Here is a 26050-nt window from a genome sequence, read left to right as displayed (position 1 = left end):
AAACGAACCCCGGTCAGATGACCAGGGCGCTTTGATTAATACTGATTAAACATTTCCTGGATCTGTTTAGGATCTTTGGTCTGCGTCAGCGCCAGCTGCAGCAGCACGCGGGCTTTTTGCGGGTTCAGCGAACCAGAAGCCACAAATCCATACTTCGCATCATCGATCTCAGCATCCTGCGTGGTGGCACCCGTTGGTACACGGGATGAACGCACCACAACGGTTCCTTTATGCGCGGCGGTTGCCAGCGTATCGAAAATAGTTTTATACAGGTTACCGTTACCTACACCAGCGCTCACAATCCCGGCGTAACCGGCATCGACCAACGCTTTTGCCGGCAGATCGGAAGCGTTAGCGTAGTTGTAAACAATTCCGACTTTCGGCAGCTCGGTCAGCTTAGATACATCGAACGGTGTAGAAGTCGTGTGCTTACGCGCAGGCGTACGCTGGTAGTCGATTTTGCCGTTATGGATGTAGCCCAGCGGGCCGTAGTTCACTGCTTTGAAGGTAGCAACATCAGTGGTGTTGGTTTTGGTCACGTCACGACCATCCAATACGGTGTCGTTCATCACCACCAGCACGCCGCGGTTTGCAGAGGCTTTATCAGCCGCCGTTACCACTGCGTTGTACAGGTTGAATGGGCCATCTGCGCTCATGCCTGTAGACGGACGCATTGCGCCCACCAGCACGACCGGTTTATTACACTTGACGGTCAGATCGAGGAAATACGCCGTTTCTTCCATGGTATCCGTACCATGGGTCACCACGAAACCGTCGGTTTTATCACACTCGGTATTGATCTTCTTCGCCAGCGTTAACCAGACGTCGTCGTTCATGTCCTGAGAGCCGATATTCACCACCTGCTCACCTTTAACGACGGCGATATCTTTCAGTTGCGGCACTGCATCGACCAGATTTTCTACGCCGACCTTGCCTGCCGTGTAGTTAGATTTTGTCGCGGAATCACCGCCACCAGCAATCGTCCCGCCAGTCGCTAAAATAGTGATGTTTGGCAGTGCAAGCGCCGCGCCGCTGAAACCCATAACCAGTGCAGCCAGTGCCGTTTTCCTGAAAAACTCCATGTTATTTCTCCAGTTACTTGAATTTGCAGCATTATGTCTATCCCACAGATGAATAATGTGACGCCATCCAATTAACCAGATTTATATTTCCATGAAATTGTTATTCTTAGAGATGGATATCAAAAAGACAGAAAAGTACAAAATAAAACGGCACAGAATGTTTCTGTGCCGTTAAAAAGAGGTGAAGATTATTTCAGAGTGCTAACCAGCGTTTTACGATCGTTTTCCAGCGTCACAACGCGGGCACAAACGTCTTTGCCAAACTGCTGGAAGTCTTGTTCCTGATTCTTCCATTCATTCTGAATCGAAGTTTGCAAACCACCGAGGCTACCGAGCACGCCCTGCAGCGGGTTACCGCCACCTTTGAGAACAGCTTTGGCGCCCATTTCGTTGATGCTGTCCTGCAGGATACCGCCCATTGCCTGATTCACCAGCTGCTGTCCGTCAGCACGGACCTGATCAATCGCCTTGTAATGGAAGGTCAGCCCGTCAGTACGGTGCTCGATGATCCTGTTCATCTGCTCTTTCAATTGGGCATCAAGCTTGGTTAAACGTCCGCGCATGTTGCTACTTTCACCGACTTCTTTGGCGATGATTTTATCCAGCGCCACGCGGCCTTTCTCAACGCGCTCTCTGGCACCGTCGTCAATCCACGGCAGGCTGCTACGCAACGCCGCCTGGTAATCTTTTGCCTGCTCACGTTGTGCGGCGTTCAGGTTGTACTGTTTACCATTGAAGGTGACATCACCGGCCGGTGTAATAACCAGGTTGCCGTTTTCACCCTTCACCTGCACCGTTTGTGGACTCAAAATCACATCGTCACGCGGGGTGACGCTGCACTTATAATCTGCATGTGCGGCCATCGCCGTAAACGTCAGGACTGCCGCCAGCAGCGTTTTGCGCATCATATCTATCCCTCAATACAAATCGGGCCGGCATTTGCCGGCCCTTTGCTACTTAGTCCCACCAAACATCGAAAAGTTCGCTGGTGCGCACTTCTTCAAGTTTGTGCTCTTCCAGCCACTTACGCACAATTGCCTGATGTTCTTCAGTACATTTGCCGATTTCCTGCAGGCAGATCAGACCTTCCCAGGCCAGATAGCCGCTGCCGTCAAAGGCCAGCTTGTTCGGTTCGATAACCTCATTGATAAAGTCATCAACGATCTGATCGACCTGCTCGCCGGTTGTACCTTCCGGGAAACGCCATGCAACCGAAAATCCTACTTCCTGGAATTCGTCGATGTGCATTTTTTTACGCAGACGACGGCTACGGTTCTTTGCCATTATTTCACCCTCTCGAACATTAAGTCCCATACGCCGTGGCCAAGACGATGACCACGTTGTTCAAATTTGGTTACCGGGCGCGATTCCGGGCGCGGCACATAATCGTTACTCTCTGACTGGTTTTTATACCCGTCAATGGAGGACATTACTTCAAGCATGTGCTCCGCGTAGGCTTCCCAGTCGGTTGCCATATGGAAAACGCCGCCCAGTTTCAGCTTGCTTAAGATATGCTCAGCAAACGGCACCTGAACGATACGGCGCTTATTATGACGTGCTTTATGCCACGGGTCAGGGAAAAACAGCTGAACCATAGATAAAGAATTGTCAGGAATCATTTTATGCAGCACTTCAACGGCGTCATGACACATCACACGCAGGTTTTCGACACCCTCTTCATGGGCCGAAGCCAGGCACGCGCCAACGCCCGGAGAGTGTACCTCAATGCCGAGGAAGTTCTGTTCCGGACACGCTTTCGCCATTGCCACCAGCGAAGCGCCCATACCAAAACCGATCTCAAGCGTCACCGGTGCGTCACGGCCAAACAGCGCGGAAAAATCTACCGGCTCTTCGCTGAACTCAACGCCCATCACCGGCCAGTAGTTTTCCAGCGCGTGTTCCTGCCCTTTGGTCAGTCGCCCCTGGCGACGAACAAAACTACGAATCCGGCGCAGAGGGCGGCCGTTTTCATCAAATTCCGGTGAAATGACGTCGTTCTTCATAAAAGTTTAGTCTGCTTGTGATTGAGTTCTGAAAACGGGCATTATCCAAAGTTAGTTGCCGGATGCAAGTAAAGGAAGAAAGTCAGCGGCGGAAAGTTCCGGTTTACACCCTGCGGCCTGTGTGCTGCAATCTTGCCCCCAGCAATAACGAAACGGTAATCATGCAAGCGTCTCAATTTTCAGCTCAGGTATTGGGCTGGTACGACAAATACGGGCGGAAAACGCTGCCCTGGCAAATTGACAAGACGCCTTACAAAGTATGGCTCTCGGAGGTCATGCTGCAACAAACTCAGGTTGCGACCGTTATTCCTTATTTTGAACGCTTTATGGCGCGCTTTCCAACGGTAACCGATTTAGCCCAAGCCCCGCTCGATGAAGTCCTGCATTTGTGGACCGGGCTGGGATATTACGCCCGCGCGCGCAATCTGCATAAAGCCGCTCAGCAGGTGGCAACGCTGCATGGCGGCACATTCCCGCAAACCTTTGATGAGGTGGCTGCTCTGCCAGGCGTCGGGCGTTCAACCGCAGGCGCGATCCTTTCTCTCTCTCTGGGTCAGCATTTTCCGATTCTTGACGGTAACGTTAAACGCGTGCTGGCTCGCTGTTATGCTGTCAGCGGCTGGCCGGGGAAAAAAGAGGTCGAAAAGAAACTGTGGCAGTTGAGCGAACAGGTTACGCCCGCCAACGGCGTTGAGCGATTTAATCAGGCGATGATGGATTTAGGCGCGCTGGTCTGTACGCGTTCGAAACCCAAATGTTCCCTGTGCCCGTTGGAGAACGGCTGTGTGGCGAGCGCCAATGCAAGCTGGGCGCTGTACCCCGGTAAAAAGCCTAAACAAACGCTACCGGAACGCACAGGTTATTTTTTGCTGATGCAGCATGATGACCAGGTGTTGCTCGCCCAGCGGCCGCCCAGCGGCTTATGGGGCGGGTTATACTGTTTTCCACAGTTTGAAGATGAAGATGGGCTACGTGAGTGGCTGGCGCAACGGCAAATTAACGCAGATAATCTGACTCAGCTTACTGCATTTCGCCATACCTTTAGCCATTTCCACTTAGATATTGTGCCTATGTGGCTTCCCGTGTCCTCATTCACCGCCTGCATGGATGAAGGCAACGCGCTCTGGTATAACTTAGCGCAACCGCCGTCGGTAGGACTGGCGGCTCCCGTGGAGCGTTTGTTACAGCAATTACGCGTCGGTGCGCAAGTTTAACGTGCCGGTCAATAAAGAGGATTTTTTATGAGCAGAACGATTTTTTGTACTTTCCTGCAACGCGAAGCAGAAGGTCAGGATTTTCAGCTGTACCCAGGCGATCTGGGAAAACGCATTTATAACGAGATCTCGAAAGAAGCATGGGCGCAATGGCAGCATAAGCAAACCATGCTGATTAACGAGAAAAAACTCAACATGATGAACGTCGAGCACCGCAAACTGTTGGAACAGGAGATGATTAACTTCCTGTTTGAAGGCAAGGACGTTCACATTGAAGGCTATACGCCGGAAGGTAAATAACGCCCATAGCGTGAATTTATAGGCCCGATAAGCGCAGCGCCATCGGGCAAAATGGCACAACAACAAACACAACACGCACTCCCGGAATGATGAAAAAATTTCTCGCGCTTGCCGTTATTGCGCCGTTGCTCATCTCCTGTTCCAGTTCGACCAAAAAAGGCGATTCCTATAACGAAGCCTGGGTCAAGGATACCAACGGTTTTGATATTCTGATGGGGCAGTTTGCCCATAACATTGAGAATCTGTGGGGATTTAAAGAAGTGCTGATCGCGGGTCCGAAGGACTACGTTAAATATACCGATCAGTATCAAACCCGCAGCCACATCAACTTCGATGACGGTACGATAACCGTTGAGACCATCGCCGGGACAGATCCCGCCGGACACCTGCGGCGGGCGATAATTAAGACATTGCTGATGGGCGATGACCCGGGGTCCATCGATCTCTATTCCGATGTCGATGATATCAAGATTTCCAAAGAACCGTTCCTGTACGGGCAGGTGGTTGATAATACCGGCCAGCCAATTCGCTGGGAGGGACGCGCCACCAATTTCGCCGACTATCTGCTGAAAACGCGTTTGAAAAGCCGCAGCAACGGTATCCGTATTATTTACAGCGTGACGATCAATCTGGTGCCAAACCACCTTGATAAGCGTGCGCATAAATACGTTGGCATGGTACGTCAGGCATCGCGTAAGTATGGCGTCGACGAAGCGCTGATCCTCGCCATCATGCAAACTGAGTCTTCCTTTAACCCGTATGCGGTCAGCCATGCTGATGCACTGGGCCTGATGCAGGTCGTGCAACACAGCGCCGGGAAGGATGTCTTCCGCGCGCAGGGCCGCTCGGGTACGCCAAGCCGTAGCTTCCTGTTTGACCCGGCCAACAACATTGATACCGGTACCGCCTATCTGGCGATGCTCAACAATGTCTATCTTGGCGGTATTGATAACCCAACCTCGCGTCGTTATGCGGTGATCACCGCCTATAACGGCGGCGCGGGAAGCGTGCTGCGCGTGTTCTCCAGCGATAAGGTTCAGGCTGCAAATATTATCAACAGCATGTCGCCAGGGGATGTTTATCAAACATTAACCACACGACATCCATCTTCTGAATCACGCCGCTATCTTTACAAGGTCAACTCCGCACAAAAAACCTATCGACGTCGGTAATGTTTTCCCTCTTCTGTCGTGTAAAGTGAATGCCAGAAGAGGGAAAAGTGTTAACTACATCACTATTCCGCTTTGCAATTAGAAATTATTTGCAAATATTTGTCGCAGCTAACAAAAAAACATCCCTTCTCATTGATAGAATCACATCATATTGAAACGGCAAATGTGCTTTTTAAAACATCCATCCGCATTACGGTGTGAGGAAATTAACATGAATCTTAAGCTGCAGCTGAAAGTCCTTTCCTTTCTGCAGTTCTGCCTGTGGGGTAGCTGGCTCACAACCCTCGGCTCTTATATGTTTGTCACCCTTAAATTCGACGGTGCATCCATTGGTGCTGTTTATAGCTCGCTGGGGATTGCCGCCGTATTTATGCCTACGCTGTTAGGGATCGTCGCCGACAAATGGATCAGTGCGAAGTGGGTTTACGCCCTTTGCCATCTGGTTGGTGCGGGTACGCTGTTCGCCGCTGCCGAGGTCACCACACCTGGAGCCATGTTCTTTGTGATCTTGCTTAACTCCCTGGCCTATATGCCTACACTGGGGTTAATCAACACCATTTCTTACTATCGCCTGCAGTCTGCCGGGATGGATATTGTTACCGACTTCCCGCCAATCCGTATCTGGGGCACCATCGGATTTATTCTGGCCATGTGGGCGGTTAGCTTCTCTGGCTTTGAACTGAGCCATATGCAGCTGTATATCGGTGCAACGCTGTCCGTGGTGCTGGCGCTGTTCACTCTGACGCTGCCGCATATTCCGGTGGCGAATCAGCAGAAAAACCAGAGCTGGACCTCTATGCTGGGTCTGGACGCCTTCGCCCTATTTAAAAACAAGCGCATGGCAATTTTCTTCATCTTCTCGATGATGCTGGGCGCAGAGCTGCAAATTACCAACATGTTTGGTAATACCTTCCTGCACAGCTTCGATAATAACCCACTGTTCTCTGGCAGCTTCATCGTTGAACATGCGTCAGTGATGATGTCTATTTCGCAGATTTCTGAAACCCTGTTCATCCTGACCATCCCGTTCTTCTTAAGCCGTTACGGTATTAAGAACGTTATGCTGATCAGTATTGTGGCGTGGATGCTGCGTTTTGGTTTGTTTGCCTACGGCGATCCGACTCCGTTCGGTACCGTGCTGCTGGTTCTGTCGATGATTGTCTACGGCTGCGCCTTCGACTTCTTCAACATCTCGGGTTCCGTGTTTGTAGAGAAAGAAGTCCGTCCTGAAATTCGCGCCAGTGCACAGGGTATGTTCCTGATGATGACTAACGGATTCGGCTGTATTCTGGGCGGTCTGGTGAGCGGTAAAGTGGTTGAATACTACACGCTGAACGGTATTACCGACTGGCAGACCGTGTGGCTGATCTTCGCGGGTTACTCACTGGTTCTGGCCTTCGCTTTCGTGGCGCTGTTTAAATACAAACACGTACGCGTTCCGGCAGGCGCTCAAACTATCGCACACTAACGTTTATGCAGAGAAAAGCGGGTTACCATAAGGTGACCCGCTTTTTTTTGCGCTTACTTCAGAACGTATCCGTACAGACGCTTAATGCCGTCTGCATCGGTCTCGCTGTAAACCCCTTGCAGTTCCGGGGAGAATCCCGGCAACAAGTTAACGCCCTCTTCCAGCGCCAGGAAGTAACGCTGTACCGCTCCGCCCCATACCTCACCCGGCACTACGCACAGCACGCCCGGAGGATAAGGCAGCGCGCCTTCAGCAGCTATCCGCCCGGCAGCATCGCCAATACGCACCAGCTCAACATCACCACGGATAAAAGCACTGTTGGCATCCTGCGGATTCATTGCCACAGCAGGCAAACTCTCCTGACGGAACATCGCCTTTTGCAGATCCTTCACATCAAAGCTCACATACAGGTCGTGCATTTCCTGGCACAGTTCACGCAGCGTGTAATCCCGATAGCGCACCGGGTATTTGTTGAAGATGGTAGGAAGCACATCCGCCAGCAGCGTATCGTTCTCAATGTGCTCTTCAAACTGGGCCAGCATAGCCACCAGCTGCGCCATTTTCTCTGCGCTTTCTGCTGGCGTCAGCAGGAACAGAATAGAGTTAAGGTCACATTTTTCCGGCACGATGCCATTTTCCCGCAGGTAATGCGCGAGGATCGTTGCCGGAATACCGAAGTCAGTATACTGCCCGGTTTGCGCATCGATTCCCGGTGTGGTCAGCAACAGTTTGCACGGGTCGACAAAGTACTGGTCGCGTGCGTAGCCGTCAAAGCCATGCCATTTAGCGCCGGGTTCAAAGCTAAAGAAGCGACGCTCGCTGGCAATAACTTGCGTCGGGTATGTCTGCCAGGGTTTGCCATCCACCACAGGGGGAATAAAGGGCTGAATCATCTTACAGCGGTCGATAATGGCTTTACGGGCTTCAATTCCTAACGCCACGCATTCCCCCCATAACCGACGTCCGCTCTCACCTTGATGGATTTTGGCGTTCACGTCCAGCGCGGCAAATAGCGGGTAAAATGGGCTGGTAGAAGCATGCAGCATAAAGGCATTGTTCAGACGCTTATGCGGGCAGAAACGCGCCTGACCGCGAATATGGTTATCTTTTTTGTGGATCTGCGAGGTTTGCGAGAACCCGGCCTGCTGTTTGTGCACCGACTGAGTGACAAAAATCCCCGGATCGTTGGGTTTGAGATCGAGCAGCAACGGCGAGCCATCCGCCATCATCGGGATAAATTGTTCATACCCAACCCAGGCGGAGTCAAACAGGATGTAATCGCACAGGCTGCCAATCTTGTCGATCACCTGCCGTGCGTTATAGATGGTTCCGTCATAGGTCCCAAGCTGGATAATCGCCAGACGAAACGGACGCGGCTGGTCAGCTTTATGTGGCGCGATCTCGCGGATCTGCTGGCGCAGATAGTCCTCGTTAAAGCAGCGCTCATCGATGCCGCCAATAAAACCAAACGGATTACGCGCCGCCTCCAGGTAGACCGGCGTTGCACCGGCCTGGATCAGCGCGCCATGGTGGTTGGACTTATGGTTGTTGCGGTCAAACAGCACCAGATCGCCACGCGTCAGCAGCGCGTTGGTCACCACTTTATTGGCGGCTGATGTACCATTCAGCACAAAGTATGTTTTATCTGCATTAAACACTTTTGCCGCAAACTTCTGCGCATGCTTTGCCGACCCTTCATGGATCAGCAAATCGCCCAGCTTGACGTCAGCATTGCACATATCCGCACGAAACAGATTCTCACCAAAGAACTCATAAAAATGCCGCCCGGCAGGATGTTTTTTAAAAAACGCACCGTGCTGATGGCCTGGGCAGGCAAAGGTACTGTTGCCCATTTCGACATATTGCGTCAGCGTGTCATAAAACGGCGGCAGCAGATCGTCCTCATAGCGACAGGCGGCAGATTCCAGCTCCAGCCACTCCTGTGCATTACCGCTAATAACCGCTTCAACGCCGGCAGGTAATTCGAGAGTAATCTCTGAGAAAATAAACACCGGTAAATGAAAACCTGTGCGTTTAAGCAAAGCCAGGATCCCGCTGCGGCTGTCCGCAACGGTAATGACGACTGCCGCAACATCAGTAAAATCGGTACTGTCCAGTGATACCACCTGACGATGGGTAGACAGATGAGGGACCAGTTCACCACTGGCGGCAATTTTCATTGATTTCATAAGCGCAAAAACCCGTTTCGGGAAAGTCAAAGTCCCGGACAAAGCCACACGGCTTTGCCCCACGAAATGTTTGGTCAAACGGGTTACCAGCCCCGACCGCCAGACATCAGTAAAAGCAGATAGCCTCTGATTTTACTGTTATCCTGCAGTGAGCGTGCGTCGCCGTCACCGCATGGTGGGAGACTGAGGGTATGTCGCAGAAAGGGGTAAACTTCGCGCAAAAAGGCGATGTTGAAGGTGATGTAGGGGGAATTGATTCATCCCAGGCAACCCCATTCAGACAGGAGAAAATTCGCGCAATCATGGCACCTTTCACTATCAGGCGCAAGACAAAATCCTATGCATATACTTCACAGATAAACAAGCATTTCACCTGACAATTGCGTCATAATAATGCAATCTAAAAACATAAATATACCCCGCAAATTACCTTCTTCATCAAGAAGATAACGGGTATGCAGGAGCGCATGTGGTAATCGGACCTTTTATTAATTCCAGCGCCGTTTTACTGGGCGGCGTTCTCGGCGCACTACTCAGCCAGCATTTACCAGAACGCATTCGGGTCTCAATGACCTCCATTTTCGGGCTGGCCTCTCTCGGTATTGGGATATTGCTGGTGATCAAGTGTGTCAACCTGCCGGTGATGGTGCTGGCTACGCTGGTCGGCACACTGATTGGCGAGTTTTGTCATCTGGAAAAAGGGATTAATGCGGCGGTCGCCAAAGCGCAGCAGTTTTTCAGCAGGTCGGATGCCAACGCCACGCACGAGTCCTTTATCCAAAGTTTTGTTGCCATCATCGTACTGTTCTGCGCCAGCGGTACCGGGATTTTTGGGGCGATACATGAAGGGATGACCGGCGATCCGAATATTTTAATCGCCAAGTCGTTTCTCGATTTCTTCACCGCTATCATCTTTGCCTGTTCACTGGGTATCGCGGTATCTGCTATTTGTGTGCCGATGCTGGCAATCCAGTTAACGCTTGCCGCCTGCGCCGCACTGATTCTACCCCTGACGACACCGGCTATGATGGCCGATTTCAGCGCCGTAGGCGGACTGCTATTGCTGGCAACCGGTTTGCGTATTTGTGGAATCAAAATGTTTGCGGTCGTCAATATGCTGCCTGCCCTGCTGCTGGCCATGCCGCTTTCCGCCGCGTGGACTGCGTTTTTTGCCTGAGAATGCGTGCAATACCAGCAATGTGGTGATAGATTGTGCAGTCTGCGTTGATTTGAAGAAATTTCGTTGACGAAGCGAAACGAATCGGGTTTAATGCGCCTCGTTGCCCGGATAGCTCAGTCGGTAGAGCAGGGGATTGAAAATCCCCGTGTCCTTGGTTCGATTCCGAGTCCGGGCACCAAAATTTAAAAAAACCAGCCTACGGGCTGGTTTTTTGCTTTTGGGGAAACACACTTTTCATCGAACTTCGCTCGATTATTCACTCCGCTTAACGCTTTGTTTCAACAATACATAACGATTAAGAAGCTGATTCAAACGCATATCAAGCTGCTGATACAACGCGGGTGATATGCTCCCTTGTGTTTTCAATTCCACGTCCATTCGGCGCAATAACTCCTCTGGCGGCGGCGTATCATCCAGCTGGCGGCGGATGGTGAAAATCGCTGATTTTAGTTCTGAACCGGTTAAATACTTTCCCTTACGCTCATCAAGCGCATTTAGCTGAGCAGTTAACGTTTCCAGTCCCTGCTGTGCATGATGCCAGTTCTGTAATGCGTCATCCGGTAACGCTTCGGTAGTCCACTGTTTATATAATCCACTGACGAGTGCAGCAGCTTGTGCCTCTTCTGGCCACAGAGTAACCAGCTGCTGCGCGACCGTTGAGGCATATTCCCTTGACCACAAAGGTGGTTGTTGATGCAAAATGTCGAGTTGTTTTTGCGTAGAAACGAGTACTTCCTGTTTTTTCTCATCCAGGTCTGAAGATTGCTTCAAGGTCGACAATTGTGCAGGCGTCAGAGCTATCGGTAACGGTTGCACCACTTCATACCGCGCCCCCCGCATCGTGTTGATACCAAAAAAAATGCCGGCACTGACAGCAGCAGTAAACAGCACCCCCATAGCTAAACCTTGCAACATCTGCCGACGCCCAGGAGCCGCATGGGTGGCAAAACCTGCGGTATTCACTTGCCCGGATGAAGCGGCCTCATTGACTACAAATACCAGTTGAGGCAACGAAGTCGTGACGTTATTTACCTCGCCAGGGCGCATCTCTGGGCGACCGCCATGAGCAGAAGCGGATGCCATCACGAGGGTGGATCCCGATTCAGTTTCAGACTTCTCCAGTCGCAAGGCCGCATTGTGCATCCAGGCAACTACGGTTTCCAGTTTGCTTAGCGTTTTTAATTCAAGACGTTGCAACACTTCACAGGCCTGTTTCAAACTCTGTTCAACCCGATACACCATCGCGAGATCAGCATATTCCAGCGTTAACGTACGCAGCTCTTGCTGCAGCCGGGTCGACAGCCAGGCCAATACGTCAATGCGAGCATGAGTTTGTTGCGGCCATATTGTGGTCCAGTGATGCGTGAGTAATGCTTCCAGGAGTTCTGAACCTTCGGCAAGCCCCATGAGACCCGCATTACGTATTCTGGCGACGGTATACCAGGCCAGGGTTTGCAGTTCAATCCCGTTGTTACGGAATAAAGCCAGGCTTAACTGCTCAACTTTTTGCCAGTCAACATCCGGGCGCGCAGGATGTGTCAGTTTATTGATTTCATCACGCAACAGCCCGAACTCTGCAAAAGTACGCGGATCGCCGCCCGTACTGATTCGTTTTTTGTCCATGTTAATAAACTCCAGTCTCAAGCCAACCCTGTTTTTTTAAGTGACGAATAAGTACCCGCCCTTCAGGGGTAAAATCTGTGCCGTAGCGAACAATGCCAAGATCATGAAGTTCAGCATCAATGGAATAACGTAAATGCCCAGGAGTTTCCTGTTCCTGCATCGTTACCTGAATGCCTTTAAGTCGCGGCTCATATTTCAGCAATACCTGAGAAAGCGTGCTGATAAGTTGATGAGCGGTACCCGGCATACCCTGGAGGATCTTCGTCATATCAGGCAGGCCGTAATCGGGTAGATGTTTTAGGCTACCGGCACGCGTGTTCAGAATGCGCTGCATGTTATCCAGAACCGACAGGACAACTTGCGTGTTTTCGCTGACTGCCTGCAACGGCAAACCACCGGAAAAATTACCCAGTAAAACGTCATAAAGAGAAGGTTGCCTGACCATTACTCATTCTCCTGCGCCAGGAGCGCCAATCCCTGAGATTTTAATTCAATAACTCGCGCCTTATCAGGTTCGAGATCTTCACGGCTTAATACCACACGCCATGAATCCTCAGTTTGATCGGGTGAAATAAACATGCCCGCTACAGCGATATATTGCGCTTCTTTTTCGAGTGGAATATCGACAGTCACACTTTCACCTGGACGTACCCGGATAGCCGCAGCTGAAGAGGTATGTTCCTGAACAGACATCAACATATTCCTTTAATGATCCTTTACTATTCCAGCCGCTTAAGCGGAGGAAACCCTGTATAGCGTTAAATCTCTTCTGGCATCATTGTTGCCAATTCATCACGTAACTCCTGGCTCAGAGCAGGATCTTTAAGGACGGTCTCCAGTTCCCGGCGAAAGGCTGCGTTATCAAGTAAATTAGATTTCAGGTCGCGCAGTAAATTACGCATTGCTAATAGAATGCGTAACTGTGGGATATTACGGGCTACCTGCTCAGGTTCAAAATCACGGATATTCTTAAAGGTAAGATTAATCTCTTCATTTCTACCGTCACCCGCCAATGTATTCTCCACACTCAGGTTCACGGTTGGAGAGAACTTCGCCAGCACGTCATTGAAATTATTTTTATTAATATCAACCTTTTCACGTTTAGCTAATGACCGCTGCTCCCTGCCATTACTGAAATCACCCACGGTCAAAAGCTTTAACGGCAACTCAACCTTTTTCTGAACGCCTCCAGTATGTAAATCCAACTTAATATTAACGCGTGCCGTAGGCACTTCATTCTGAAAACTGTCACCCATACATCCCTCTCAGACCGGCGATTCCTGCCGGTATTTTGCGTTTCTTAAGTTTCCTAACGGAGCACTTTCCCATTGCTCAACGTGTTTCTTACAACGTCATTTCTGTGGGCAGCCAACAATGACTGTTAATGACAATTAATGATTATAATTAGTATGTCGAGGTAATCCGATATATTTGCAGGGTAAAAACATGATCAATATCACTAATTTTCAAAATAACACATTAGAATTTTTTATTTATAAGAAAAATCAAGAAAATATTTATCTAATACACATGAAAGGAATTTATTAATGTTAAATGCATTCATCAAACAAATGCATCAAGATTAATAAGCATTCTCCACGAAAGTATTTAGCGTTGTTTATATGTGTTTTATAAATCATTTAAATATAATAACTATCAATTTAACTATAAATAAAAAAGCCGGAGAATATACTCCGGCTTTTCGTATCTCATTCGTGAATATTTATAAAGGTTACTCTTCTTTCACCACAATCAGCGGCTCAATATCGCTCTCTTTCTTAATCACCAGCGACTCGTCGCCACGCAGACAGGTACCGCCGTAGTTACCGCCAACGGTGAATGTACAGACCTGAATATATTTACCGGCAACCTTTGGCAGACACCAAAGCTGCTGATAAATGTTCTTCTGCTCGGCAAACTTACCGCTGGTTTTATCCAGCAACTCTTCCTCGTGGCTCACCAGATCGATGTTGCTGCCACAACGTCCTGCAATGGGTTTTACCGCATAACCGGTTTGCGCCAGTTCGTCATTAACAGTGAAATCAGTATCAAGCAGATAACGGTGGTGAGGGAACAGCTGCCACAGGATCGGCAGAATCGCTTTGTTGCCTGGAATAACCGTCCACAGAGGTTCAAAGACCAGCACTTCCGGGCGCAGCAGCACATCTATTAAACGCACTTCCTGATTCGTATGCCCGGTACGAATTGGCACCGCGGCGTACTCCGTTTCGCTGACCTCTCGCACCTGCTCAATCGCGGTTTCCCACGCCCAGGTTTTCCAGACGCAGTTCACCAGCCGACCGTCACCGTCAATCAGCTGACCGGCATCGTCCCAGCGCAATTCATCCAGCCCACGCAGGATTTTGCTGTCAAACCCACCCTGATGCAGCGCCTGCTGCATGAACTGCGCATGGTAGTTTTCCTCTATATCCTTGTCCTGCATAATGTGGACAAAAGGACGCGCGCGGCTGTGCTTCCAGGCACCCGCCAGTTCGTTGATCAACCCTTCAGCTGGGTTGTGTCCCTGTCCTGTGTAGCCCCGCTCGGCCCACCTTTCGAGGATCAAACCGGCTTCGGTATGGCACGATGCGGAATCGGCGTTGTACTCGTACACCTTCAGCCCGCGCTCATCCATACAGAAATCCATACGACCGGTGATCATATGATGCCGACGACGCTGCCAGGAAAGACGCAGTCGCGGCCAGAGAATTTTCGGGATGTCGAACAGCGCCAGCAGATTATCGTCTTTCAGCACCTTGTCGGTCGCGTGCAGATACATCAGGTGCAACTCATTGGTGGCTTTGATCAGCTCCTGCTCTGCGCTCTCGGTTATGGTGAAGTACTGATGCGGATCCTGGTTAATGACGTGACCGTTCGCCAGCACGTAAGCTTTTTGCAGTGGATCCTGCTCATCCAGCCACTTACCGTCAAACTGCCCGGTATCTTCCAGACGCGCACCGCCGATCTTCAGGGAGTCGTTGTCGATCTCCGGCTGCGGCAAACTGTCGCGAGTGTCGTCAGTCTGGATCATCCAGCCCAGGATGGTGGTGTCATCAAAGGTATCGCGCAGGGTGTAGCGGCCATTTTCAACCACCATCTCCAGCTCGCGGGTCCATTGCTGTCCGGGAGGCAGCGGCGTGTGGAGCACGTTCTGTTCAGCAATGCGGATTTTGTTTTCGAGTAACTGGGTGACGACCGCCACGTGCCCGGTATCTTTAAATTCGCCGCCTTTTTGCCAGATAAGCAACGCGCCAGCTACCGGTGCGCGGGGTGAACCATTGGGAAATGCTTGTAATGGCAGGATATTGTCGTTCACCACTTCACGCAGGAAGCGCAAGGAGAAAATCTCCCAGGCCATGCCGACATCGGTGAAAACCATGCCATAGTTGAGAAACAGAAAGCGGCGCGCGAACTCCACACACTGCCATTTGTGACCCATATATTCGTCGTCGATATAGCTGCGAAATGCAGCATCGTCGTCGTAGTCCCGTGGGTCAAGGGAACTGTAATCTGAAGAGTAAATTGCTACGCCGCCCGGGGCGTAGCCCAATAATGTCCCGAATGGGGCATCCTGACTGGTCGTTCCTTTGCTCATGCACCTTACCTCAAAACAATACAGCCTGAGCAGGTTGGCGTGAATTTTCGCTCTGATTGCCTGCTCTGCGACACTAACCGGACAGAGGTCGACATCATCATACACCTCAACGCAGCGACTGGCGCTCAGAGGCGAAAAATTCACAACAGGAACTACGCTTGGGTAAGGATTACCGGCACGCTTTTATAGGCCGGGGTCAAACTTTGTGTGTCCACCGCATCCAGCGACAACAGGACATTCGCTTCCGGCAGATACGCGCCAATGGAACCCACTGCCATGTTATAAATCACCACCGTTAAACCGTACATAATGCGATCCGCGCACGGCTTACCGTTTTCGTCCAGTGCTTGCACGTTAACCACATCCCCCTGGCTCAGGCCACGATTCGCCGCTTCCTCGGCGCTTAAAAACACCACATCACGACGGCCGGTAATACCGCGATAGCGGTCGTTCATGCCATAAATGGTGGTGTTGTACTGATCGTGGCTACGCAGCGTGGCCAGCACCAGCGCAGCAGCAGGCTGGTTTTCCCGCTCTACCGCCCGCTGATGGCTGACGATAAAGTTGGCTTTACGGTTCGTCGTGCGCCATTCACGGCGCGAGGCGGGCGTATCCATACGAAATCCCCCCGGCTCGACAATACGTGTGTTGTAATCGTGGAACGCCGGGATCACCGTTTCAATGGCATCGCGGATCAGCGCGTAGTCACCGGTCAGCGCTTCCCAACTAATCGGCGAGTGGGGAAGCGTGGCACGAGCCATGCCAGCCACAATCGCGGGCTCCGATTTTAGCCAGCGGGAAGCCGGTTTCAGCGCCCCGCAGGAAGCGTGGACCATCGACATCGAGTCTTCAACGGTCACCGACTGAATGCCTGTCGCCTGAATGTCACGCTCCGTTCGGCCTAATGCAGGCAGCAGGTAGTTGTGTTTTGCCAGCAGCAGATGCGACCTGTTCAGCTTGGTCGCCACATGGACCTGCAGATCCAGCTTTTTCATCGCCGCGAAGGTACGCTGCGGCTGCGGCATCGCCACAGCCAGATTGCCGCCCATACAGATGAGCGCTTTCGCATCTCCCCGTTCGATGGCCCGGATACTCTCCACGCTGGCGCGACCATGTTTGCGCGGAACGCTGATGGAAAAATGCGTCTCAAGGCGTTGCAGGAAGTCTTCGGATGCCGCCTCGTTGATACCCACAGAACGATCGCCCTGCACGTTTGAATGGCCGCGTAACGGGCAGATCCCCGCGCCAGGCTTACCCATATTACCTTTCAGCAGCAGCAGGTTTACCAGTTGCTGGACGTTCTCGGTACCGTTTTTATGCTGGGTAATGCCCAGACCGTAACAAATAATAGTGGCACGGGATTTACTGTAGCTGTGTGCCAGGTCTTCCATCTGGCTGCGCGTCAGGCCAGAGTCCTGTTCCAGCTCTGCCCAGTTATGCTGGCGCAAATCGTCATACAACGCTGCATATCCAGCGGTATGTTCATAGATAAACGCATGATCGAGCGTCGGCTGTTGATCGAGTAAGATCCGCGCTTCATCCATTTCGATCAGTGCCTTCATGATGCCTTTGAGCAGCGAGGCGTCACCGCCCATTTTGACCTGGTAGTAGTCGTTGCTCAGCTCCGTCGCCTGACCGGTAAACATCTCTTTCGGGCTTTGCGGAAAGCTAAAGCGCTCAAGTCCCCTTTCGTTCAGAGGATTGATGGAGATAATTTTAGCCCCGCGTTTGGCAACGTCGCGCAAGGTGGTCAGCATGCGCGGATGGTTAGTGCCAGGGTTATGCCCGATACAAATCACCAGATCGCAGTGGTCAAAATCATCAAGCTCCACGGTCCCTTTCCCAAGGCCAATGGCCGGCGTTAATCCTGCGCTGGTAGGACCGTGGCACATGTTTGAGCAATCAGGAAAGTTGCTGCTGCCATACTCGCGGGCAAACAGCTGATAGAGGAAAGCTGCCTCATTTGAGGTTCTGCCGGAGGTATAAAACTCAACCTGCTGGGCTGAATCATAGCTGCGCAGACGCTCGCCGATTTCCTGAAATGCGATATCCCAATCCACCGCCTGCCAGGTGTCTGATGCTGCATCGTATTTCATTGGATGCGTCAAACGACCAATGTTTTCCAGTTCATAATCGCTATAGTGCCAGAGCGTCGAAACCGGATGGCGGCTAAAAAACGTCGGCGATGCTTTCTTACTGGTAGTTTCCCAGGATACGGCCTTGACGCCATTTTCGCACAGCTCCATCCGCGCACGATGTCCCGGATCCGGCCACGCACAGCCCGGACAATCGAACCCCTTCACCTGGTTCATTTTGAACATCGCGATAATGTCGCGCGCGACGGCCTTTTGCGAAAATACCGAAGCAGTGACGGCCTTTACCGCGCCCCACCCACCCGCCGGGCCCTGATAACCGCTTACTCCTGGAACACCCTTTTTCATTGTTACTGCTTTTTCACCGCCAATAATTGATGGTGAATACGGTAGCAATTTCCGTCCAACATTGATTTCCTCTTCATGGAGTACGGCCTGGGTACAATGAACGGGTTAGATTTATCTTCCCCTTTCTGCACAAAACGGCATAAAGTCCCAATCTGTTAAATTGAGTTCTACCTGGCTGCTACACTGCATCAACACAACCACTCAGAAGGCAGGTCACTATGTCAGATAATACCTATCAGCCCGCGAAAGTCTGGACGTGGGATAAATCCAACGGCGGCGCATTCGCCAACATCAACCGCCCTGTTTCCGGCGCTACACACGAGAAAACGCTGCCGGTCGGCAAGCACCCTCTGCAGCTCTATTCGCTGGGTACGCCAAATGGTCAGAAAGTGACGATTATGCTGGAAGAACTGCTGGCGCAGGGCGTAAAGGGCGCGGAATATGATGCCTGGATTATCCGTATTGGCGATGGCGATCAGTTTTCCAGCGGCTTTGTTGAGGTGAACCCGAACTCGAAGATCCCGGCGCTGCGAGACCACTCGCAAAACCCGCCGGTTCGTGTTTTTGAATCTGGCGCAATTCTGCTCTATCTGGCGGAAAAGTATGGTTATTTCCTGCCACAAGATTTGGCAAAACGCACCGAAACGCTGAACTGGCTATTCTGGTTACAAGGCGCGGCGCCGTTCCTCGGCGGTGGTTTTGGTCACTTCTATAACTATGCGCCGGTAAAAATTGAGTACGCTATCAATCGCTTCACGATGGAAGCCAAGCGCTTACTCGACGTGCTGGATAAACAGTTAGCGCAGCATCAGTTCGTGGCCGGAGATGAATACACCATTGCTGATATGGCGGTCTGGCCGTGGTTTGGCAATGTAGTGCTGGGCAACGTCTACGACGCGGCAGAATTCCTTGATGCGGGAAGCTACAAACACGTTCAGCGCTGGGCAAAAGAGATTGCAGCGCGTCCGGCTGTTAAGCGTGGTCGCATTGTAAACCGCACCAACGGGCCGCTGAACGAACAGCTTCATGAGCGCCATGACGCCAGCGACTTCGATATTCATACCGAAGATAAGCGTCAGGGTTAAAAATAAGATGCCGGGTGGTAGCGTAAACGCCGTCCGGCATTTTTCAGACTTGTCACGCGCTGGTGACGTCGTACTCCATGCGGCGTAACGCGTCTAACGTGGCTTTGGCTTCATCTTCATCGATGATACTCATGGCGAATCCTACGTGCACCAGTACCCATTGCCCGACCAGCTCAGCTGTATCGCCTTCACAAATCAGGGCAATGTTGACATCGCGCTTGATACCGCACACTTCAACCTGCGCAAGCTGGTGAATATCTTCACCGACGGTCAAAACCTGACCCGGGACTCCAATACACATATCTGACTCCGCCCCATAGCAACCTATGGGCTATTCGACTTCAATACTTTTCACTTTCAGTGAATCGCCACTTTCAACTCGCAAACGCTCGCCCTGACAACGTGGACACTGCGCATCATGCTGGGTGATTTCCACAACCTGACTGCAATCCCAGCACCAGGCCTGGGCGGGTTTGTATTCAATGTACAACTCACATCCCTGCGCGACCGTACCCTGACAGACGATGTCAAAACTAAAACGTACGGCGCTCTCCTCAACACAGGAGAGCGCGCCAATTTCCAGCCAAACGCCGGTAACACGTTTAACATCGTGTTGCTCTGCCTGCTGCTGAATAATCTCAACCGCGCTCTGGCAAAGCGACAACTCATGCATTTTCACAGCTCCGACGACCCAGCAGCAGCGCGCGACGACCGATCTGCGGCGCATTCGGATCGCTAACCGGCAGCGATAACAGCATTTTTGCGCAATCGTCAGTCAGGCGAACACCTTCTTGTGCCGACATGTTGTGCGAAAGCGGCGACATCAGCGAGCAGGACAGATATTGTGATACGCCATCGAGTTCGCCAACGGTAAATGTCATTTCGCCATACGGTAAACGCAGCCCGATTTTCTCGCTGACTTTACGCGTAGGCCAGACCTGGTCTGGCCCCGGGAAAATCAATGCGCTCAGCATCCAGGGTGTGATCACACACCCCGTCCACTGACCTTCAAACAGCGTAAAATCAGAGACATATACCGGCATATTCGGATGCAAAAACGAGAGATCGTGCATCGAACGGCGGGCTACCTCTTCAAACGCTGCCTGAATCTGCGCTTTTGGAGCCGTCTGAAAGCCTAAAAACTCCTCAGGCATGGGCCGCCTCCCGAGGGATGGCTTCTACACCCGACTCGCGCAGCGCAGCGAGAACCTGCTCAAGCGCAGGTTCAATCATGGCCTCAACCGTCGGCGTTAGCCCGATATGCGGCTCCAGCGATTCCGGAATAACACCGACCAGGGTCAGCTTCTTCGGGAACTCGCCGGTGAAACGCAGGGCCGACAATACGTCGGCCAGGCCAAGCTGGTGCGGAGAGATTTTGTTGGTAAACAGCGCCGGGATCTCTTCGTCCCGCAGGACCATCATCGTTCCTGGCGTGTTTTTTCTCGACACAATGGCGTCAGCGATGATCAGATGATCCCTGTTCGCCATATCGCCGAGAAGCTCCATTCCCGCCGTACCGCCATCCAGAACGTCAACATAGTCTGGCAGGATGTACCGTTGCTCTAATGCCTCAACGATACGTACCCCGATGGCTTCGTCGGTCAGCAAAATATTGCCGACCCCTAAGACTAATATCCGCATTACAGAACCTTAACTGAGACGACTTCGTTCCCGTCAACGTCCACCACATGCACCGCACATGACATACAAGGATCGAAGGAGTGAATGGTACGCACCACTTCCAGCGGTTTGTTCGGATCGGCAATTGGCGTACCTACCAGCGAACGCTCATACGGTCCCACTTCATCGTTAAAGTTACGTGGGCCAGAGTTCCAGGTTGATGGTACAACCGCCTGATAGTTACTGATAATGCCGTCTTTAATCACCATCCAGTGAGAAAGCATACCGCGCGGCGCTTCGAGGAAGCCCACACCTTTAAATTCGCCGGTGGCCGGAATATTCGGTTTCACGAAGGTGGTGTGATCGCCTTTACCGATATTCACGATCAGCGCGTTATATTGATCCTGCAAAACGTTCTGCAGCTCACAGCAGTGAACGGTACGACCAATGATACGGCCCAGCGTTGAATGCAGCTGCGCGACTTCGATAGTTTTACCGGTCAGCTTGGTGTAGATCGCAACGATTTCATTCAGCTTGGCATGGGTAGACTCGCGTTTTGCCGCCAGTTTACACAGCATGTTAGCCAGCGGGCCCACTTCCACCGTTTTGCCGTAGAAGGTTGGCGCTTTAACCCAAGAGTATTTGCCATCGTCTGACCAGCCGGTGTAATCCGGAACCGTTGTGCCTTCCCACGGTGCCTGCGGCGCTTCGTCTTTGTACCACGCGTGTTTCGCACTCTCCTGAATCCCTTTGATCAGGTATTCATCGGAGTGAGAGGTGATCGGGCGATAGGTCGAGAGGTCTGCATCCGTGATGTACCCGCCCGGGAACAGGAAGCTGCCGTTTTTGCCGTCAGTCGGGAATTCCGGTGCGCTCAGATAGTTAACCGCACCCTGACCACGTTCCAGCCACTCCGGATAGAACGCTGCAATAACCGCGGTATCTACCTTGTAAACCTGTTCAACAAAATCGCTCAGCTTATCAATGAAGGACTTGATGTACATCAGGCGCTCAAGGTTCAACACGCCAAGACCGTCGAGGTTAATTGGGTTCGCGACCCCACCTACTGCCAGGTTTTGAATGTGCGGTGTTTTACCGCCGAGCAGCGCCACGACGCGGTTGGCATCACGCTGGCATTCCAGCGCCTGCAGGTAGTGCGCGACTGCAATCAGGTTCACTTCCGGCGGCAGTTGCATTGCCGGGTGGCCCCAGCAACCGTTAGCAAAAATACCTAACTGACCGCTGGCAACCAGGTCTTTGATCTTGTTCTGAACCTTGGTGAACTCTTCCGCGCTGTTCAGGTGCCAGGTCGACACGCCGTTCAGCATCGCCGAAGCTTTCGCCGGATCGGCTTTCAGTGCGGAGGTGATGTCCACCCAGTCCAGCGCAGAAAGCTGATAGAAGTGAACGATATGGTCATGCGTGGTATGCGCGGCCAGAATGATGTTACGGATGTACTGTGCGTTCACCGGAACATCAATGTTCAGCGCGCTTTCTGCCGCACGCACAGAGGAGATAGCGTGCGTCGTGGTACAAACACCACAAATACGCTGCACAATCATCCACGCATCACGCGGATCGCGATTCTTCACGATCTCTTCCATGCCGCGCCACATGGTACCGGACGCCCATGCTTTTGATACCACGCCATTTTCGATTTCGCAGTCGATGCGTAAATGGCCCTCAATACGGGTTACCGGATCAATAGTAATTCTCTGGCTCATGCTTTGCTCGCCTCATGACGATTTTGATCGTTTTGTTTTAAAGGAGGAAGTATCGGCAGTAGACGAATGAGTACGATGTATGCACAAATCTCAATAGCCACAAAACCAATAGAAATCAACAGTTCTTCCCAGGTCGGGAAGTAGTGGTAGCCACCACCAGGATTGAACGCCACCAGCGAATAGGACAGACGCCATGTCGCACAACCCAGCAATGCGCTCAGCGCAGACAGATACAGCATGCGCGAGTCATTACGCAGCTTAGTGACGCGCAGCACCACCAGCGGGAAGACCATCAGCGTCACTTCAATCCAGAACATCACGGAGTAAAGATCGCCTGCAAACGCATAGGACAGTTTGTCGCGATAGATTAGCTCGCCAAAGCGCAGCACCACGAAAATCGCCAGCAGCACGCTGATGGTGTTCGTCAGCTTGATAAACAAACTTTTCTCGTCCGGACCGTTACCTTTCAGGCCAGCTTGTACCAGCGAACCTTCAAATATCACGATCGAGAAGCCCATAATAAAGGCGGTTAATACAGAGAAAAGCGGCAGCATTTCATAGGCTTGCCAGAGCGGATGCACCTTATAACCCGCAGAAATCATCAATGAACCCATTGAAGACTGGTGCATGGTTGGCAGCAGCGCGCCGAGGGCGATAATAAAGAACATCACTTTATTCAAACGTTTGAGAGAAACTTTCCAGCCCAGACGTTCAAACAGAGCCGGCGCAAATTCCAGCGCCATGATGCCGATATAGATGGTCATACAGACCGCCGTTTCAAACAGTACCGAGTTCACGTTGAAATGACCCGGAATGTAGAAATACGGCAGGTTCCAGTAGCGACCGACGTCAATGGTGATCGACAGACCACCCAGCGAGTAGCCAAACAGGCTCGCCAACAGCGCCGGACGTACCAGCGGATGGTATTGTCCTCTGTTGAAAACATAGACCGCCCACGCCAGCGCCCAACCGCCGCACGCAAAACCGGTACCAATCAACAGGTCGAACGCGATCCAGACACCCCATGGGAAACCGCCGTTCAGATCGGAGACTGAACCCAATCCAAAGACCAGACGTTTCACGATCAGGAGCATACACAGGACGATTAACGGCCCAAAAATGATGACCGGTTTGCTGACTATTTTCCCGCCCAGCGGTTTAGGATCATGACTCATGATCGTCTCCTCCATCGTGATGGTCGTTTTTCGTGTTACGACGAACCAGCACGGTTAAGCCCGCCAGCGCAGCCAGGGGTAATATCATGCCCTTATACAGGGAATGTTGAACATGCTCGGAACGCGCACCGGTTGAAAGATCATCCAGTTTCGGCAGATCCAAATCCTCGTAAGGAACGCCCGTCAGCACCATAACCTGCGTACCACCGCCTTCCTTCTCACCGTACAGATGTGGGTAGTATTTCGGTACCGTATGCAGATAGGTATCGCCAGCTTTCACCGTCTGACGTGGATAGTGGTATTCGCTGCCAGGCTTCAGTGCGAGACGTTTTTTCGCCTCAGCCATCAGCTCTTCACGCGTACCAAAAATCACCGCACCAGCAGGACATACTTCAACACAGCCCGGTAAACCGCCTTTATCCAGACGTTCAACACCTTTCTGGTTACACAGTTCACATTTGTGAAGCGCACCAAACGGGTTGTTGTAGTCGTATTTAGGCACGTTGTACGGACAGGCGACCATGCAGTAACGGCAGCCGGTACAGACATCTTTGTCATAATGGACGATGCCGGTTTTCGGATCTTTTTTCAGCGCGGAGACCGGGCAAACGGAAACACAGTTCGGATCGACACAGTGCATACACTGTTTCTTGATGTATGCGTAGCCGTTCTCCTCCTGGTCTTTGTTAACGCCTGTTCCGCTCCGCCACACCTGAATGATGTTATTGGTGTACGGTGACAGTTTGTCGTTGTTCGACCAGGTCTCTGGGCCTTCAGGGTTACGCGCCGGGAAGTTGATATCCTGACACTTGGTGACACAGGCCTGACAGCCTACGCACAGCGTCGAGTCATAGAGCATCCCAAGAGACCCAGGGATCGGCGGACGGTTTTCTGCAGCCGCATGGCTGACAGACGGCGCAGCGCCCAACAGCAGCGCTCCGCCAGAAGCTGCTTTAATAAAGTTACGTCTGTTCACGGTTATTCTCCCCGTGAGTCAGCGTTATCTTTCTTTTGCTGACGTCCCAGTTCACGTACCGCCATCACGCTGACGCCGGCCACCAGTCCGACTACACCACCCAGCAGCCCAACAGCCCCAGCAGAAATGTTGCCACCTTCTTTCAGGTTGACATCCGGCTTCTCTGAACGCGGAGTTTGGTTTTCCACAGAAGCAAGCTGGTGAATACCTTTATGGAAACCAACACCTTCTTCGTTACAGCCGTAGCAAGGGTGACCGATAGCCACCGGCCACACGCCGCCAACATCGCAGAACTGCAACGTAGAGCAGTTGCCGTAGGTTTCTGGTCCTTTACAGCCCAGATGATAGAGGCACCAGCCTTCACGGTGGCCTTCGTCGCCGAACTCTTTCGCAAAACGGCCAGCATCAAAGTGCGGGCGACGTTCGCAATGTTCGTGAATCAAGCGGCCATAGGCAAATGTCGGACGGTTTTTCGCATCCAGCTTCGGTGGCTTACCGTAGGTGATGATATGTGCGACAGTCGCGAGGAAGTTATGCGGGTTCGGCGGACAGCCTGGGATATTGATGATGGTTTTGCCTGGCAGAACTTCCTGCAAACCGACGGCACCCGTTGGGTTAACGCCAGCGGCGGCGACACCGCCCCACGCGGCGCAAGAGCCGATAGCAATGATTGCCGCAGCGCCTTCAGCTGCCTTGCGGATATGATCCACAATAGGCTCACCGGCAACCATACAGTAAATACCGTTATCTTTCAGTGGGATAGAGCCATCTACAACCAGAACATACTGCCCTTTGTACTTCTCCAGAGCGTTATGTTTGTTCTCTTCGACCTGGTGGCCGAAGGCGGCGGAAAGCACCTCATGGTATTCCAGGGAGATAGTCTCCAGGACGAGATTTTCCACTGTAGGGTGTGTCGCACGAAGTAGCGATTCAGTACAACCCGTACACTCCTGAGCGCCAATCCAGATAACCGGCGGGCGCTGAGGGCGGGATACTGACTCCGCCATTTCTGCGGCGGCTTTGCTACTGAGCCCCATGGTAGCGGCCAATGCTGCACAAAGCTTCATGAAATCACGGCGGTTAATGCCGTTCGAATTGATGAGAGAGTTATCTCCAGTCATTTTATTGTTATTCCGTTGCGAAGACCTGGCTTTTATTTTGCACCATTCGCATGTTGCTTATTGCGATCGGCGCGCCATTACC

At 51.9% G+C, this 26050-nt stretch carries 24 protein-coding genes, 1 tRNA gene and 1 pseudogene; 7 read left to right on the top strand and 19 right to left on the bottom strand.

Features of this window, described 5'->3' with window-relative positions:
* Nucleotides 1-35: 35 nt before the first annotated feature.
* From ansB to trmB, 4 genes are all read right to left on the bottom strand, one after another.
* Nucleotides 36-1082 (bottom strand): L-asparaginase 2, encoded by a 1047-nt coding sequence (gene ansB, locus JQ822_RS09295; RefSeq protein ID WP_213133230.1) that lies wholly within the window; start codon nucleotides 1080-1082, stop codon nucleotides 36-38.
* Between the two features lie 188 nt (nucleotides 1083-1270).
* Entirely contained in the window at nucleotides 1271-1990 is a 720-nt protein-coding gene (locus JQ822_RS09290) for a DUF2884 domain-containing protein (protein ID WP_213133229.1), read from the bottom strand.
* A gap of 49 nt (nucleotides 1991-2039) precedes the next feature.
* Nucleotides 2040-2366 carry a YggL family protein gene (locus JQ822_RS09285; RefSeq protein ID WP_135324362.1) on the bottom strand — a complete coding sequence of 109 codons (327 nt, stop codon included), beginning with the start codon at nucleotides 2364-2366 and terminating at the stop codon, nucleotides 2040-2042.
* A complete protein-coding gene (trmB, locus tag JQ822_RS09280) occupies nucleotides 2366-3085 on the bottom strand; it encodes a tRNA (guanosine(46)-N7)-methyltransferase TrmB (RefSeq protein WP_213133228.1) in 720 nt (239 codons plus the stop codon). Before trmB ends, JQ822_RS09285 begins: the two co-directional genes overlap by 1 nt.
* A gap of 161 nt (nucleotides 3086-3246) precedes the next feature.
* Here trmB and mutY point away from each other — a divergent pair, with 161 nt between their 5' ends.
* The 4 genes from mutY (at nucleotide 3247) to JQ822_RS09260 (ending at nucleotide 7239) form a co-directional block, all read left to right on the top strand.
* Nucleotides 3247-4299, top strand: coding sequence for an A/G-specific adenine glycosylase (gene mutY / locus JQ822_RS09275; RefSeq protein ID WP_213133227.1), 1053 nt, complete (start codon nucleotides 3247-3249; stop codon nucleotides 4297-4299).
* A 27-nt stretch (nucleotides 4300-4326) separates the two neighbouring features.
* Entirely contained in the window at nucleotides 4327-4599 is a 273-nt protein-coding gene (locus JQ822_RS09270) for an oxidative damage protection protein (RefSeq protein WP_046497205.1), read from the top strand.
* An 86-nt stretch (nucleotides 4600-4685) separates the two neighbouring features.
* Entirely contained in the window at nucleotides 4686-5771 is a 1086-nt protein-coding gene (gene mltC / locus JQ822_RS09265; protein WP_213133226.1) for a membrane-bound lytic murein transglycosylase MltC, read from the top strand.
* 211 nt (nucleotides 5772-5982) lie between these two features.
* Nucleotides 5983-7239: a nucleoside permease gene (locus tag JQ822_RS09260; protein ID WP_213133225.1), complete on the top strand. Its 1257-nt coding sequence runs from the start codon at nucleotides 5983-5985 to the stop codon at nucleotides 7237-7239.
* A gap of 53 nt (nucleotides 7240-7292) precedes the next feature.
* Here the strand turns inward: JQ822_RS09260 and JQ822_RS09255 are convergent, their stop codons facing one another.
* Nucleotides 7293-9428, bottom strand: a complete 2136-nt coding sequence (locus tag JQ822_RS09255; RefSeq protein ID WP_213133224.1) for an ornithine decarboxylase — start codon at nucleotides 9426-9428, stop codon at nucleotides 7293-7295.
* Between the two features lie 469 nt (nucleotides 9429-9897).
* On the opposite strand from JQ822_RS09255, the gene JQ822_RS09250 reads away from it, so the two are divergent.
* Both JQ822_RS09250 and JQ822_RS09245 read left to right on the top strand, forming a co-directional pair.
* The gene (locus JQ822_RS09250; protein WP_213133223.1) at nucleotides 9898-10605 is read left to right on the top strand and encodes a DUF554 domain-containing protein; all 708 of its coding nucleotides are present in this window, start codon (nucleotides 9898-9900) and stop codon (nucleotides 10603-10605) included.
* Between the two features lie 105 nt (nucleotides 10606-10710).
* A tRNA-Phe gene (locus tag JQ822_RS09245) sits at nucleotides 10711-10786 on the top strand.
* A 74-nt stretch (nucleotides 10787-10860) separates the two neighbouring features.
* Here the strand turns inward: JQ822_RS09245 and JQ822_RS09240 are convergent.
* From JQ822_RS09240 to JQ822_RS09215, 6 genes and pseudogenes are all read right to left on the bottom strand, one after another.
* The gene (locus JQ822_RS09240; protein WP_213133222.1) at nucleotides 10861-12231 is read right to left on the bottom strand and encodes a VasL domain-containing protein; all 1371 of its coding nucleotides are present in this window, start codon (nucleotides 12229-12231) and stop codon (nucleotides 10861-10863) included.
* 1 nt (nucleotide 12232) lies between these two features.
* The gene (gene tssE, locus JQ822_RS09235; protein WP_213133221.1) at nucleotides 12233-12676 is read right to left on the bottom strand and encodes a type VI secretion system baseplate subunit TssE; all 444 of its coding nucleotides are present in this window, start codon (nucleotides 12674-12676) and stop codon (nucleotides 12233-12235) included.
* Nucleotides 12676-12888, bottom strand: a pseudogene (locus tag JQ822_RS09230) (type VI secretion lipoprotein TssJ); the annotation flags it as partial. The gene tssE and the pseudogene JQ822_RS09230, both read right to left, overlap by 1 nt.
* Before the next feature lie 101 nt (nucleotides 12889-12989).
* On the bottom strand, nucleotides 12990-13487 hold the full coding sequence (gene tssB, locus JQ822_RS09225) for a type VI secretion system contractile sheath small subunit (RefSeq protein ID WP_213133220.1): 498 nt from the start codon (nucleotides 13485-13487) through the stop codon (nucleotides 12990-12992).
* 476 nt (nucleotides 13488-13963) lie between these two features.
* Nucleotides 13964-15826: a bifunctional glutathionylspermidine amidase/synthase gene (gene gss / locus JQ822_RS09220; RefSeq protein ID WP_213133219.1), complete on the bottom strand. Its 1863-nt coding sequence runs from the start codon at nucleotides 15824-15826 to the stop codon at nucleotides 13964-13966.
* 152 nt (nucleotides 15827-15978) lie between these two features.
* Nucleotides 15979-18267, bottom strand: a complete 2289-nt coding sequence (locus tag JQ822_RS09215; RefSeq protein WP_213133218.1) for an FdhF/YdeP family oxidoreductase — start codon at nucleotides 18265-18267, stop codon at nucleotides 15979-15981.
* A gap of 218 nt (nucleotides 18268-18485) precedes the next feature.
* Between JQ822_RS09215 and yghU the strand changes: the two genes are divergently transcribed.
* A complete protein-coding gene (gene yghU, locus JQ822_RS09210) occupies nucleotides 18486-19352 on the top strand; it encodes a glutathione-dependent disulfide-bond oxidoreductase (RefSeq protein ID WP_213133217.1) in 867 nt (288 codons plus the stop codon).
* Between the two features lie 52 nt (nucleotides 19353-19404).
* On the opposite strand, the gene hybG is transcribed toward yghU, so the two are convergent.
* Genes hybG through hybO form a run of 8 tightly spaced genes read right to left on the bottom strand, consistent with a single transcriptional unit; the run spans nucleotide 19405 to nucleotide 25968 of the window.
* Entirely contained in the window at nucleotides 19405-19653 is a 249-nt protein-coding gene (hybG, locus tag JQ822_RS09205; RefSeq protein ID WP_213133216.1) for a hydrogenase maturation factor HybG, read from the bottom strand.
* Nucleotides 19654-19683: 30 nt separating this feature from the next.
* Complete coding sequence (gene hypA, locus JQ822_RS09200; protein WP_213133215.1) at nucleotides 19684-20025, bottom strand: hydrogenase maturation nickel metallochaperone HypA; 342 nt, start codon at nucleotides 20023-20025, stop codon at nucleotides 19684-19686.
* A complete protein-coding gene (gene hybE / locus JQ822_RS09195; protein WP_213133214.1) occupies nucleotides 20018-20506 on the bottom strand; it encodes a hydrogenase-2 assembly chaperone in 489 nt (162 codons plus the stop codon). The genes hypA and hybE overlap by 8 nt, the downstream gene beginning before the upstream one ends.
* Nucleotides 20499-20993: a HyaD/HybD family hydrogenase maturation endopeptidase gene (locus JQ822_RS09190; protein WP_213133213.1), complete on the bottom strand. Its 495-nt coding sequence runs from the start codon at nucleotides 20991-20993 to the stop codon at nucleotides 20499-20501. Before JQ822_RS09190 ends, hybE begins: the two co-directional genes overlap by 8 nt.
* Nucleotides 20993-22696 carry a hydrogenase 2 large subunit gene (gene hybC, locus JQ822_RS09185; protein ID WP_213133212.1) on the bottom strand — a complete coding sequence of 568 codons (1704 nt, stop codon included), beginning with the start codon at nucleotides 22694-22696 and terminating at the stop codon, nucleotides 20993-20995. Before hybC ends, JQ822_RS09190 begins: the two co-directional genes overlap by 1 nt.
* Nucleotides 22693-23871 (bottom strand): Ni/Fe-hydrogenase cytochrome b subunit, encoded by a 1179-nt coding sequence (gene hybB, locus JQ822_RS09180; protein WP_213133211.1) that lies wholly within the window; start codon nucleotides 23869-23871, stop codon nucleotides 22693-22695. Before hybB ends, hybC begins: the two co-directional genes overlap by 4 nt.
* On the bottom strand, nucleotides 23861-24847 hold the full coding sequence (hybA, locus tag JQ822_RS09175; RefSeq protein WP_213133210.1) for a hydrogenase 2 operon protein HybA: 987 nt from the start codon (nucleotides 24845-24847) through the stop codon (nucleotides 23861-23863). Before hybA ends, hybB begins: the two co-directional genes overlap by 11 nt.
* A gap of 2 nt (nucleotides 24848-24849) precedes the next feature.
* Nucleotides 24850-25968 (bottom strand): hydrogenase 2 small subunit, encoded by a 1119-nt coding sequence (gene hybO / locus JQ822_RS09170; RefSeq protein ID WP_213133209.1) that lies wholly within the window; start codon nucleotides 25966-25968, stop codon nucleotides 24850-24852.
* Nucleotides 25969-26050: the final 82 nt, after the last annotated feature.

Source organism: Citrobacter sp. FP75 (genome assembly GCF_018342065.1).
In the GTDB taxonomy this organism is placed as follows: Bacteria; Pseudomonadota; Gammaproteobacteria; order Enterobacterales; family Enterobacteriaceae; genus Citrobacter.
This window is presented reverse-complemented; position numbering and strand designations above follow the sequence as displayed.